Origin of the sequence: Methanoregula sp. (assembly GCF_002835825.1) — an archaeon.
Classification (GTDB): domain Archaea; phylum Halobacteriota; class Methanomicrobia; order Methanomicrobiales; family Methanospirillaceae; genus Methanoregula.
Genome location: NZ_PIZH01000023.1, coordinates 1 through 11,876, shown reverse-complemented (window position 1 = coordinate 11,876; position 11,876 = coordinate 1). Strand labels below are relative to the sequence as shown.

The following is an 11,876-nucleotide window of genomic DNA, read 5'->3' as shown; positions in this document are numbered from 1 at the left end:
AAAAAGAGGGGTATGGAGCGGATACCCGCTATTGCCAAAGGCCGGGTGCAGGGCGTGGGATACCGGCATTTCGTGGAGACCTGCGCCCGGGCAACCGGCGTACACGGGTACGTAAAAAACCTCCCGGACGGCACGGTTGAGATGGTAGCCGAGAGCTCCCCTGCCTCGCTTTCGGATTTTATCCGGTACGCGCATGCGCGTGACAACCCGGGTATCCATGTAGAGCAGATCGAGGTTTCTTTGGGGCATGCCACTGGGGAATACCGGGGCTTCCGGGTGGAGTGGTAAGCCCCCCTCTCCACCCCTGCATTCCTCACCAGGGTTCAAGTGCGCTCTCACCGGTTCCTTCGCCTTTCCGACCACAAACCTGTTCTCTGTGCCTCAACTATCCTGTTCAGGTGAATTATGACCGCTGCTTTCCGAAGAGTGACACGGCAATTCTCTTCCGTTCTCGTGTTCCTTCTCCTCTTCTTTTCCGTCATCCCGGTATCTGCGGCCCCGGCATCAGGGTACCCGAACATGATGATTACACCGGGGATTGATCCGAATACCACCAACCTGTCTTTGGCAAACGTGGAGAACCTGCCGGAAATCACCGTAACGCCGACGCCAATTGATATCTTCCATGCCGAACTGGACGCAGAGACTCTCCCGGGCCCGAGATACATGGCATTTGGCCCCAGTGTCATCGGTATCTCTATCGATCCCCGGCTCCTTGCGGTATGTTTCGCAGTAGCCCTCATTACCCTCGTAATCTGGTTTGTAAGTATCCGCAACCGGGATGGCGAGAAAGAGGACTGACAGGATCAGAACGCCATCCATTCTGCGTTGCTGCAGGCATGCTGCGTTGTGCATCCTATGCCGGGCAGGCCTGCACCATTTTTACCTCCTTCCATGTAACACTACTTCCAGGAATAAACCATGGCAGGTATGGATGAGAACAAGCCCTATCTTCCGGAGCGGTACCGGCAAAAGATCCGCGAGAAGAACCGCAGGCGTGTGGCGATCAGGATCCTCACCATCAGCATAATCCTCTTTGTGATCGCAGTACTCGCCTTCTCCCTTTCCCAGCTGTCATGGGCCGGCCTTCCTACGGCCCCGTTCTCTCCCTACTCCCCGCCGGCACCCTCGCCAGTTGTGGTCACAACCGTATCCATACACTCACAGACGGAGACGCCGTCACAGGGTTCAACCAAAGCATCCTTACCGCCGGTTACCCCTGCCACAGCCCTGCATGATGGAGGGTATTCCATAGAACCGGGCGTCCCGCAACAGGCTTTCGGCGGTTCCCTCTCACTCTTGCAGGCAGAGACTGCCCTGCGCAGGTGTTGCCCGGAAGATCTGTTCACTATCAGAAGTGTGAACTATTCGGCAGGCACCACCCGGTCACTCTTCGGGTTCACCCTGCAAACGACAGGTGGCTGGTATCCACAGGAGGACCTGGTTGTTTTTATCGATGCGGCCAGCGGGATACCCTGGGCTGCAGGGGAAGGAACTGCTGCAGTCCCCAAAGAGAGGGTTTCTGATATCGTCGTTGCGGAGTTCCCGGGAGAGGCGGGTTCACCACAAGGTATATGGTACCTTGATAACCCCTCGCGGGGGGGAGCCTGGAGGTTCACCCACTCATCCGGGAACACGACCCTTGTTTATGGCAGCGTGGATGCAACAACAGGCGAGATCCGGTCCTTTGCCCGAAATATCCCCGCCTATGGAAGACCTGCCGATCCCGCCATTAGCGAGGAAATTGCACAGAAAACCGCAGAAAGATACGTTTCCGACCGCAACAGCGGGCTTTCCCTTGCTCTCACTTCGTCGCGGTATGATCAGTGGGGAACGGAATCGGTGCCGGCTGCTGGTGCGTACACGTTCTCTTTGGAGCGACGGCATCTCGACTACCCGGTGGATACCGATGGTATTTCCGTGGTTGTCGATGCCCTCACGGAGGAGGTAATTGGGTATGAAAAACGGTGGACAACGCCGGAGTATGCATTCTCGCAGGCTGTCGTTCCGTCCATTGCACGGCACGATGCCACGTATGCGGTTATGGAGGCGGCAAAGGTTGTATACCCGGAACAGATCGGGAGTGTCCGCATTCTCTCATCGGAAATGCGCTGGAACAACGGGCAGATGAAAGCAACAGTCCCACGTCCGGGATCGGTTCCCCTGGCATGGAAAATCGTCTTTGATGATGAATTACTCCGTGCTGACGCGTCTCTGGCACCGGGGATTGCCTGGGTCGATATCCAGACGGGGAACGTGACGGCGATCGAGTACCGGCATTAAAAAAACAAGAGGCTGAATAATTCAGCACCGGTCGCAGATGAACCCGACATCAAGTGCCGTCTTCTTCATGTCGCCCTGGATCTGCTTCTTCCCGCCACGGATGAACCAGCGGTGGCACTTTGCACAGTGCTTGGGAAGGATCCGGTCCCAGGGTTTCATTGGGATCTCGAGGGAAAAGCATGTCTTCGACCATTCCTCCGGGGGTTTTTCTGCATTCTGGCTGTAGGTGGTGACCAGTTCCATGACCTGGTGCGGGGGCACCCCAAGGTCAACGAACTTCTTGAAGACAAAGTAATTGAAGATGAGCCACGAGAGGTCGGAGCGGTCGAGAATCCCCTCGTACTCGCCAAACGACTCCTCGAAGTCCTCGAGTGTGCAGCCGCAGAGAGGGCATTTCCCCCCCACCAGCTCGTCGAGAAAGACCTCCTCCTGACACCCCGGACAGGTCGTGTGCGGGGACTGCATGCGTGATGTCATAGATGCTCCGGGTATCGGATATGGATATGGGTATTCAACAGGGCGCCCAAAACGGGCGTTCGGATTATGGAAAGAATGTTACGTAATATTTGGCGGGTCTGGTGATAAGGATATCACCACGGCATAGTTTCTCTGATAAAAACATGGTGGTCGGGATACAAAAAAGCCCGATCAGTCCGCGAGCGGCTCGGCCGGTTCCATGATGAGCGAACCGAAGACCACCTTCTCAATGACCTGCGCAACGTACCTTATATGCATGGCCTGCTCGAGGTCTTCGTTGCGGTGGACATCGGCGTAGATCTGGAGGCGCATGAGCGAGAACCGGAACCGGTCAAGGGTCTCATCATCAAGGGTCATTGCCTCACGGTAGATGGGCTCCACCAGATCCGGGAACGAGCGCGGATTCTCAAGGGCAGCGACAACTGCCTTGAAGATGGGGAGAGTTTTCTCTTTTCCTGCAAGAATCCGCTGGTAGTCCATTACCTATCCCTCGACAACCTTGATCAGTTCTTCCATGACGCCATCCACGCTCTTCCACGTGGGGTTCTCGGCACGCCGGATGATGAACGGCCGTCCCTCATCGCCGGCTTTTCGCATTTCGATATCGAGGGGAATGGCTCCGAGGTAAGGTACCGCGAGTTCCTCGGCAATCTTCTTGCCGCCGCCTTTCCCGAAGAGTTCGATTTGTTCGCCGCAGTGGGGACAGACAAGCCCGCTCATGTTCTCCACAACACCGATAACCGGGAGTCCGAGTTTCTCGATGAATTTTGCAGACTTCCGTGCATCAAGCGTTGCAACATCCTGCGGGGTGGTAACGATAACGGCACCGCGGACATTGGGGGCAAGCTGGGCAATGGTCAGCGCTTCATCGCCCGTGCCCGGCGGGAGGTCGACAACGAGATAATCGAGAGGTCCCCAGTTGACATCGGAGAGGAACTGCTGGATGGCCGCCATCTTCATCGGGCCGCGCCAGATGATCGGAGTGCTGGTGTCGGGAAGCAAAAATGCCATCGAGATGACGGAGAGCTTGCCGGTAACGCGTACCGGTTCGATCTTGTTATCCATGGTCGAGAGTTTATGATCTTCTATCCCGAGCATCTTGGGGATGTTGGGACCGTGCATATCAAGGTCGAGGAGCCCGACCTTTCTGCCATGGTTCGAGAGCGCGTATGCGAGGTTGACCGAGACGGTTGATTTCCCGACTCCGCCCTTGCCGGAGAGGACCATGATGACGTGCCTGACGTCCATCTCTGCCTTGGGGGGGAGACCGGCCTGCCCCTTCTTTGCGGATGGGCAGGAAGAGGCAGTTGCACAGCTGGAGCACTCCTGTTTGCATTCCTCGTCCGCCGGTTTTTCCGGTGTATTGGGTAATGATTTCTTTGCCATGAATTGACTCCTGGTATCAGTAAGCAATCGTACAGGTTGGGCGCACAAGACAATAAAGATGGAAGATCGATGCAGGCCGCAATGACGAGTCCTTAGTCCCTGACGCAGTCAAGATCGGGATAGTATGGCTTGAGATCGATGAGCGGGGTCCTGTCGAATGCATCCAGCCCGCGGACCGTGAGCCGGTTGCCCTCGCGGCGGAGAAGGTCAACAACGGCAAACCCGAGGGGATTCGGGCGCTCGGGCGAACGGGTGGCAAAGACCCCATGCTCAGTCCCGGACCCCGGCGGCGTCGCCTTCAGGAGCGAGCGGTCGGAACGGTCAAACCAGTACAGGGCAATGAGGTGCGTATTCTTCTCAATGTCCTGCAATGCTTCGGCATATGCCGGCAGGATCTCAATGATCGATTCCGTGTCAGTGAGCCTGCCCTGCCGTGGAGCATCCCCACGCTTTCGGTAGGGCGACCGTATGATCCCAACGGGATGAAGCTCCATGTTTTCTCCAGCTGGTTTTGTGCCTGCCATGTATTGATGCATCATCTCCCGGGGATAAAAAGCCTGACGGGAATGCAGCAGGGGAAATATTCATGCAGGGGGTCTGCTCATCTTTCCGTATGGACCCCCTCATCGTGTCGCTGGACTTCCTTGAATTTCCCCCTTCTCACACATGCGATGGCGGGAATCTGTCGCCCCGGATTTACCTGAAGAACATCTCCCCTGCTGCGATCTCGGTTGCCGTGATGGTCTTTAACCCGTTCGAGAAGTCCTGCTGCTCGTTCACCCCATGGATATGCTGGAACATTCCCCCGTACCCGGTCATCCCTGAAGGTATTCCTCACGGGGAGACGGTGACAGCTCCTGTGACCGCCGTCCAGGGGATCACCGACCCCGGGACGATGGGTTATACCGGGCCCTGCCCTGCCATGGGGACAATGATCCGGTACCAGTTCAGGGTGTATGTACTGGACACGATGCTGGACATCCCTCCCGGCTCAAACAAGCATGCACTGGTCGCGGCGCTGAAAGGACATGTAATCCAGTACGGGGAGACCGCTGCGGTCGCATCGCGGTAACGGGCCCCACAATACGGGCTGGACACTCGGAGCGACCATCCGGAAACGCGGCACCATGGAGGGGGATTATGTATCTTCCCGTTTCGCCAGCCTTAACACCTCCCCGCGCAAACGGGATTTTATGAAGAGACTGGTGCGGAAACGCCTTCCTGACCCGGAACGTGCATCAGCCATCAGGGCACTGACCATGAAGCGCGAGGCACTCCTCTCTCCCCTGGCGACGACCAGCGCAGATGCCGTGCGGCGCTACGATAGGGAGCTCGAGGACATCCGAACCCCGTACTCCCGCGATGCCGACCGGATCATCCATACCCGCGCTTATACCCGCTACATCGACAAGACGCAGGTCTTCTATCTTGTGGACAATGACCATATCACACACCGGGTCATCCACGTCCAGCTGGTCTCGAAGATTGCCCGGACAATCGGTCGCTCGCTCCGGCTCAACGAGGATCTGATCGAAGCAATAGCCCTCGGGCACGATATCGGTCACATCCCCTACGGTCATTTCGGGGAGAGCTGCCTCTCCGCCCTTTGCGAACAGCAGGGGATCGGCAGGTTCTCCCACAATGTCCAGAGCGTCAGGTTCTTAGACCAGATCGAGGACTGCGACCTGACCATGCAGGTGCTTGACGGCATCCTCTGCCACAATGGCGAAGCCGACGACATCCGGATCGCTCCCGAATCCCTCTCCGGCTGGGCTGCATTCGACCGGAAGGTCCAGGAGAATGCTGACGGAAGACGTTCCCGGCCTCCTATGACACTCGAAGGCTGCGTGGTGAAATTCGCTGACACGATTGCCTACATTGGCAGGGATTTGCAGGACGCCCGGGACGTAGGGCTCATTGATGACCGGACCGCTATTCCTTCAAAGGCTAGAGATGTGCTCGGCAGCACGAACCGGGAGATCATCAATACCCTGATCTACGATCTTCTCGAAAACAGCGACACGGAAGAGAAAGGATTCATCTCATACAGCCACGAGGTGGAGCAGGCATTAATCACTCTGCGGGCATTCTCGCGGCAGCATATCTATGACAACCCGAAACTGACAGCGGAACGAAAAAAGATCCAGCGGATGTACTACACCCTCTTTTCCTCCTGCCTCGAGTCACTGGAACAGGAGGAGACAACGGCAAAGATCTACACGGACTTCATCAACACACGGTGGACGAACAAGCGCTATCTCGAAACGGCAACCCTGCCGGAACTTGTTCGGGATTTCATTGCCGGGATGACCGACCGCTACTTTGCCAAGCGGTACGAAGAGTGCGTTATCCCGAGAAGAGTGGAGGGGAAGTTCCGCTAAAACGTCAATCGCAGCGGCTCTTGGGCCCGGCCCACCCGGTGAACCCGCAGTAGATGCAGCCAACACCCTCGCACGGTCCGCAGGGGGTCTTTGGGGCTCTGACAAGGACGGTCCCGGTCTTGTTGCAGTACAGGCACCCCTCGCCGTCACAGTGGCAGCATGTCGCGGGTTCAAATGTCTTTTCCGGTTCGCTCATGCCCGGTCACCCCGTCTATCACGGTTCATCCGTCATCCTCGTCAAGGTACCCTTTGAGTGCGGCTAGCAGCTCCTCTGCCGATTGGTAGCGTTCTGCCGGGCCCTTCTCCAGGCACTTCAGGATAATCTTCTCCACAGCTTCCGCTTCAGGATTATATTCGGATGGGGGGAGCGCGGGGTCACGCAGGATTGCATTTCCGACTTCGACGATGCTCTCGCCGCCAAAGGGGATTGACCCGGTAACGAGCTCGTAAAAGACAACCCCGAGCTGGTAGATATCCGTCCGTTCATCTGTCCTTCCGAACTCGGATGGGGATACCTGCTCGGGGGCTGCATAGGAGAGGGAGAACCCGGCAACGCTCGATTTCTTGACATCGGCTGCGAGCACCTTGCTCATCCCCCAGTCGGTTATCTTTGGCACCAGTTCATCCGTTAAGAGGATGTTATGCGGCTTGATGTCGCGGTGGATGAACCCGTGGTCATGGGCGTACCGGAGCCCTTCCGTTACACCGGTGATGAGACGGACTGCCTTCCAGACCGGGAGGGGTTTTTCCAGCGCTTCAAGCGATCCCGGGACAAACTCCATCTCCACGTACGGGACCGGCAGGATGTTCACCGCCGAGACCTCAACGATATTTTCGTGCCTGAGGGTCTCCCAGGCAGCGATCTCGTTTAAGAAACACTTCCCGGTCACCTCGTCGAAACTGATGGGGATCTTCACGGCAACCCGGACACCATCAGTCTTACGGTACGCCGAGAAGACCCAGGCGATCCCTCCCCGCCCGACAAACGATATGTCAGTATACTTGCTCTCCAGCTCTCTTGGGAAGTAGTTCTTCTGGTCCGTTGCTGCGGGAAGGGGCGAAGCCCGTGTCTCTTCCGCCGGTTCTGCCACCGTCTCTGCGGGACGCGTGACAAGCCCCCAGGTCTTGTCAACGGCTCCCTTCAGGACGGAGGCTGCCCGCGTGGTGACCGGGGCAAGGGATTCGGGGAGGGACACTTCTTCAGATGAGCGGAAAACGAAGAGGAATACCCCGATACCGGCAAGCACAAGGCCGATCGCAATGAGGACAACCCCGGTCAGGGGGATACTCTGCAGGACTCGGGTAAGCCACTCTTCGATCCCCGGGCTCCCGGAAGGGGTCGGGCTCGTGGGCTGATATGCCATTTGCGTTGGGCGGGGAGTCTGTACAGCCGTGTTTTCCATGCCAGGTGTCACGGGGAGCCGGGTAGTGACCGGAGATGGTGAAGCGGTGATACCTGCGGAGGAAGGAGTGCCATCGACACTCATCGAGGCATAATACGTAACCGGGTCCATCAGGGGAAAGTCGTCGGCAGAATATGGATCGTTTCCGCTACCGGTGGCAGCACTGGTCTGCGTGGGATAGGGGATATCGCCGATACCGTCCCCGTTCGCATCCTTCCCGCGGTAATCGTTCCAGTAATTGCCCATCCGGCTCTTTGCTGTTGTTCCCAGGTACGTGTACTGGTAGGTGGCGGGGCTGCTCCATAAGGAACTGGGACTCTTCGAGACAACATTCTGGGTATTGAAGAACATGTTGCGGGAGACCGTGTTGGACCGCGATTCGGCGTCCATGGTCATCCCGATGGCATTGTCCCGGAGGGTGTTGCCATCGAACGTGTTGCTGCTCGATGCGGTAAGGGAAATCCCCGCCCGGTTATTTTCCATGAGCGTGTTGCCGACAATTGAGTTCTTGTCTGATGAAACGAGGGTGATTCCTTCGCCATTGGCCCGGATGGTATTGTGCCGGATGAAGTTGCTGTCCGAGGAGACGCGGATCCCACTCGCGCCGGCACTACCCATGATAGTGAATCCCTGCACGGAACAACCGTCGGCGTGAATCTCGATGCCGCTCGCTGCCGGCTGCGACGCGATGACCGGCGCCCCGCTGCCGCTGTCCACGCCGATCAGGGTCAGTTTCTTGTCAATCCTGACGGGATCCGTGTACGTCCCGCTCATGACACGGATGGTATCGCCACCAACCGCCCAGTCAACGGCATCCTTGATCGTGGAGAACTCGGCTCCTCGGGGGCCCACGGTATGCTCGGCGGCAGCAGCCGGCAGGCTGATGAGCATGGCGGCAAGCGTGATAATCACGATGATGCGAAAGGATGAAAACGGGATCATGGGGGAGTGAAAAACCTCTCTCTTATTCGTACTGGAAGGGATTGTTTTTATAGGTGTGTCCCTTTCACCCGCAGTTTATTGCGCCCCGGGCAGGATCACGACCAGCCTGACACCGGAGATGCCTTTTGCCAGTTCAATAAGATCCCCGTCGTGGAGCGCACTCTTGACGCCTTTCTCCAGCTTGTGGTTATTCAGCTGGGTTCCCCCGGTGCTACCGGAATCTTCCAGAAACCACCCGCTCTTGTCATGGGTGAATTTTGCGTGGGGGCGGGAGACCCGGGTGACCGCAGAATAACTGTCGGCAAGGACGATGTCTTTGTCCGGCCGGAACGATGCCGCATTCTCCGGGTCGTTCCTGCCGACAGCGATACTGTCGCCTTTTAACAGGAACACCTTTTTGTCATCAGGACCGCCGAGGACGATGGCTGCCGGGGCATTTCCCAGCACTTCCCTGGAGAGGGTGCCTTTCACTTCATCAAGCCGGCGCGCGATATCGCTTCCCACTACCTGGACCCGGGTGTTCGAAAAGAGCCCGAGGTTCCGGATGATGGCCTCAAGACCCCCCGGGACCAGGGAATACTCCCAGACCGGGTGGATCCCTTTCGACGTCGGGGCACCGAGCCCCGCCTCCTTTTTGATCACACCGATGCTCAGCAGCCGATCAAGGTGCTTCTTGGTGTTCTCGTAGCTCGTCTCGATCTCCTTGGAGATGGATCGGGCATCGCGGGGTTTCTTTTCTAAAAATTTTAAAATCCGTAACCGGGCGCTGCTTGATAGCACATCAAGGTATTCCGACAGCTCCTCAAGCGAGTCGGAGTCCTCGTGAACGATGAGTGTTGGGGATTTGTCAGCGGGGTCCATGTTGCTCCACCAGGGGAAATACACCTTCTCTTGGTTACCGGAACATAAGGGTATGACTGTTTATATTTTCTGCTTATGGTTTCTCTTCATAATTACACCATCCGGGTTGATTGCTGTAACCACCGGGTTACATCACCCAACCCCGGGAATTCTGGGTATTTATCAGCTCACCAATAAAACAGGATAATCAGGTGATGCACGAAGCTGATTCGGCGTGTCACCGACCCATCCAGAACAAAAGGAGACCACGTAATGAACACCGGCATCATCATGATCGGACTGTCCCTTGTCCTGCTCTCGGTTGGGCTGATCTCGTCCCCCGCTTCCGCAGCACTTCCCGATGGTGACTGTGGCAGCATAATCCTGGTACCTGGTTCCCCGCACGGAACTACCAGTACCGGTTCAGGGGGGACGAACGGCACACCGGATCTCCCGGTCATTAGCGCAGGAATCCTGACAAACGATCACGGGATGCCCCGCAGTTCATGAGATGGCACCTCTTGCCACGCACCGGAATGAATGTTGACCGCACGTCTTCAGGCCCGCTGCACACGGGCCAGAATGCAGGTAAGGGCACCACTATCGCCTCATGCTGCCGCCACCATGCGGCAGTGATTCAGTACCAACTCCAGAGGTCCGGAGAACACTCGTGTCTCCGGAGATCATACACACCCCATCCACACTATCCTTTTTTACCTTCATGCCACGGGAATTCTCCCGTGCAGAATTCTGATACTGCAATCCCGCAGTGAAACGGGAGTGCAAAAAAACGTTAGGAAAGGATTATTTTCGCCCGGATATGAACAGCGCTATACAGGCCCCTGCAATACACAGGGCGAGAATGGTTATGGGTGCCGGGAGCGGGGACTCCTGGGGAGTGGGTTCCGGAAGGGGAGTCTGCTCAACGGTCGTCCGGATCGCGGTTGGCCGTGTCGTTATGGTCTGCGGGGCAGTTGTTACCGCGGCAGCGGAAGTCGTTTCCTCCGCTGCGGATGGAATAGTGAGCCGGACATTGTCGAGATAGCCTTCAGCGTACCGGTGCATCGGGCCATAGTCCCCAATCGAGCCCAAGTAGATGCGGTCCATCCCGCTCAGGTCTTCTACCGTGTTGATGTAATACCCCCAGATCTGCTTCCCGCTCGTCTTCTCGTTAACCTTCATGGTGAGGGTACGCTGGTCCTTGTTGTAATCCACTGTGACCCGGTAGGTCTTGTTGAGCTCGTAATTCACCGTCGGGCCATTGTAGGCAATGCTGCCACTGCTCTGCGTATCCCCCGACTTGCTGTTGACTCTCATCAGCTTATTGCCGGGAGTGACCAGCCGGAGCCACAGGATCTGACCGTATTTTGCATTGGTGAACTCGGTGAGGACATTGGGGCCAACTTCCGGGTTCATCTCTGCCCCTGAGAACCCCAGACGGAAAGTGGCTCCTTCATCCACTTTATTGAGAATCAGATCGTATTCCAGTGTGAACGGTTGCTTCTCGTAGCCCTTGACCAGCGTGTAAGCATAGGCACCGGTGCTGGGCTCGATGGCAAAATGATACATCTGGAGCCCGGGGTCCCAGTAATCCAGGGAGGGATTGTTGGTTACCCACTGGGGATTGCTCGAGAACGAGTTCTGGTACAGGACGGTGACAGGGCCGCTGTTTGCCCCCTGCGCAGGAGCGCATGCAAGGGAGAGCAGGCAAGCCATCAGGATGAGTAGAGGGATTCGCAGGCGCATGGTATCGTATCCTTTTATCTCGGGAGTTCTTCCCTCAGGGCATCTATTGCATGCCATCTGGAAGAACAGCCTTCTCTGAATATATTTTGTTTTCCGCGGTTATAAACGAACCCGCGGGCAACCGGGATATTTTTATGTTAAACTCACCCAATAATTCAGAGCAGCAACGCGTGCGATAATAGTCTAGCGGTAGGACAGGAGCTTCCCAAGCTTCTAACCCGGGTTCGATCCCCGGTTATCGCATCAAGCCTATGGAGTCTGAACCTCAACGCTCGGCAATCCGGATCATTGCAGAGAACCGCAGGGGCGTCCTGCGGGATATCGCAACCGTGGTAGCCAACCATGACGCAAACATCGTCATGATCAACCAGGAGGTATTCGACTCCGGCCCCTACTGCGGCATGGCCGAGCTCTATTT

15 protein-coding genes and 1 tRNA gene are annotated in these 11,876 nt (G+C 56.9%); 8 read left to right on the top strand and 8 right to left on the bottom strand.

Annotated features, from left to right (window positions below):
• The 3 genes from CW742_RS01770 to CW742_RS01760 all read left to right on the top strand — a co-directional run.
• The coding region (locus tag CW742_RS01770) for an acylphosphatase (protein WP_292415779.1) at positions 1 to 288 on the top strand (288 nt) is incomplete at its 5' end.
• Positions 289 to 405: 117 nt separating this feature from the next.
• Positions 406 to 801 (top strand): hypothetical protein, encoded by a 396-nt coding sequence (locus CW742_RS01765; RefSeq protein ID WP_292415777.1) that lies wholly within the window; start codon positions 406 to 408, stop codon positions 799 to 801.
• A gap of 120 nt (positions 802 to 921) precedes the next feature.
• A complete protein-coding gene (locus CW742_RS01760; protein WP_292415775.1) occupies positions 922 to 2,283 on the top strand; it encodes a YcdB/YcdC domain-containing protein in 1,362 nt (453 codons plus the stop codon).
• A gap of 21 nt (positions 2,284 to 2,304) precedes the next feature.
• Here CW742_RS01760 and CW742_RS01755 read toward each other — a convergent pair whose 3' ends face one another.
• From CW742_RS01755 to tsaA, 4 genes are all read right to left on the bottom strand, one after another.
• On the bottom strand, positions 2,305 to 2,760 hold the full coding sequence (locus tag CW742_RS01755) for a hypothetical protein (RefSeq protein WP_292415773.1): 456 nt from the start codon (positions 2,758 to 2,760) through the stop codon (positions 2,305 to 2,307).
• A 171-nt stretch (positions 2,761 to 2,931) separates the two neighbouring features.
• The gene (locus tag CW742_RS01750) at positions 2,932 to 3,240 is read right to left on the bottom strand and encodes a hypothetical protein (RefSeq protein ID WP_292415771.1); all 309 of its coding nucleotides are present in this window, start codon (positions 3,238 to 3,240) and stop codon (positions 2,932 to 2,934) included.
• Positions 3,241 to 3,243: 3 nt separating this feature from the next.
• Positions 3,244 to 4,146 carry an Mrp/NBP35 family ATP-binding protein gene (locus tag CW742_RS01745; RefSeq protein ID WP_292415769.1) on the bottom strand — a complete coding sequence of 301 codons (903 nt, stop codon included), beginning with the start codon at positions 4,144 to 4,146 and terminating at the stop codon, positions 3,244 to 3,246.
• A gap of 92 nt (positions 4,147 to 4,238) precedes the next feature.
• Positions 4,239 to 4,640, bottom strand: a complete 402-nt coding sequence (gene tsaA / locus CW742_RS01740; RefSeq protein ID WP_292415767.1) for a tRNA (N6-threonylcarbamoyladenosine(37)-N6)-methyltransferase TrmO — start codon at positions 4,638 to 4,640, stop codon at positions 4,239 to 4,241.
• A gap of 119 nt (positions 4,641 to 4,759) precedes the next feature.
• On the opposite strand from tsaA, the gene CW742_RS01735 reads away from it, so the two are divergent.
• Together CW742_RS01735 and CW742_RS01730 are read left to right on the top strand one after the other, a co-directional pair.
• Complete coding sequence (locus CW742_RS01735; protein ID WP_292415765.1) at positions 4,760 to 5,218, top strand: YbhB/YbcL family Raf kinase inhibitor-like protein; 459 nt, start codon at positions 4,760 to 4,762, stop codon at positions 5,216 to 5,218.
• Between the two features lie 121 nt (positions 5,219 to 5,339).
• Positions 5,340 to 6,527: a deoxyguanosinetriphosphate triphosphohydrolase family protein gene (locus CW742_RS01730; RefSeq protein ID WP_292415763.1), complete on the top strand. Its 1,188-nt coding sequence runs from the start codon at positions 5,340 to 5,342 to the stop codon at positions 6,525 to 6,527.
• 4 nt (positions 6,528 to 6,531) lie between these two features.
• Here the strand turns inward: CW742_RS01730 and CW742_RS01725 are convergent, their stop codons facing one another.
• The 3 genes from CW742_RS01725 to CW742_RS01715 all read right to left on the bottom strand — a co-directional run bounded on the left by CW742_RS01725 (position 6,532) and on the right by CW742_RS01715 (position 9,733).
• Positions 6,532 to 6,723 carry a hypothetical protein gene (locus CW742_RS01725; protein WP_292415761.1) on the bottom strand — a complete coding sequence of 64 codons (192 nt, stop codon included), beginning with the start codon at positions 6,721 to 6,723 and terminating at the stop codon, positions 6,532 to 6,534.
• Between the two features lie 25 nt (positions 6,724 to 6,748).
• The gene (locus tag CW742_RS01720; RefSeq protein ID WP_292415759.1) at positions 6,749 to 8,872 is read right to left on the bottom strand and encodes a protein kinase; all 2,124 of its coding nucleotides are present in this window, start codon (positions 8,870 to 8,872) and stop codon (positions 6,749 to 6,751) included.
• 75 nt (positions 8,873 to 8,947) lie between these two features.
• Entirely contained in the window at positions 8,948 to 9,733 is a 786-nt protein-coding gene (locus tag CW742_RS01715) for an FHA domain-containing protein (RefSeq protein WP_292415757.1), read from the bottom strand.
• A 252-nt stretch (positions 9,734 to 9,985) separates the two neighbouring features.
• Between CW742_RS01715 and CW742_RS01710 the strand changes: the two genes are divergently transcribed.
• On the top strand, positions 9,986 to 10,222 hold the full coding sequence (locus tag CW742_RS01710) for a hypothetical protein (protein ID WP_292415755.1): 237 nt from the start codon (positions 9,986 to 9,988) through the stop codon (positions 10,220 to 10,222).
• A gap of 294 nt (positions 10,223 to 10,516) precedes the next feature.
• On the opposite strand, the gene CW742_RS01705 is transcribed toward CW742_RS01710, so the two are convergent.
• Positions 10,517 to 11,458 (bottom strand): hypothetical protein, encoded by a 942-nt coding sequence (locus CW742_RS01705; RefSeq protein ID WP_292415753.1) that lies wholly within the window; start codon positions 11,456 to 11,458, stop codon positions 10,517 to 10,519.
• Positions 11,459 to 11,630: 172 nt separating this feature from the next.
• Between CW742_RS01705 and CW742_RS01700 the strand changes: the two genes are divergently transcribed.
• Both CW742_RS01700 and CW742_RS01695 read left to right on the top strand, forming a co-directional pair.
• Positions 11,631 to 11,701 (top strand) — tRNA-Gly (locus CW742_RS01700).
• 8 nt (positions 11,702 to 11,709) lie between these two features.
• Positions 11,710 to 11,876, top strand: a 167-nt coding sequence (locus tag CW742_RS01695) for an ACT domain-containing protein (protein WP_292415780.1), incomplete at its 3' end; no start/stop codon positions are given.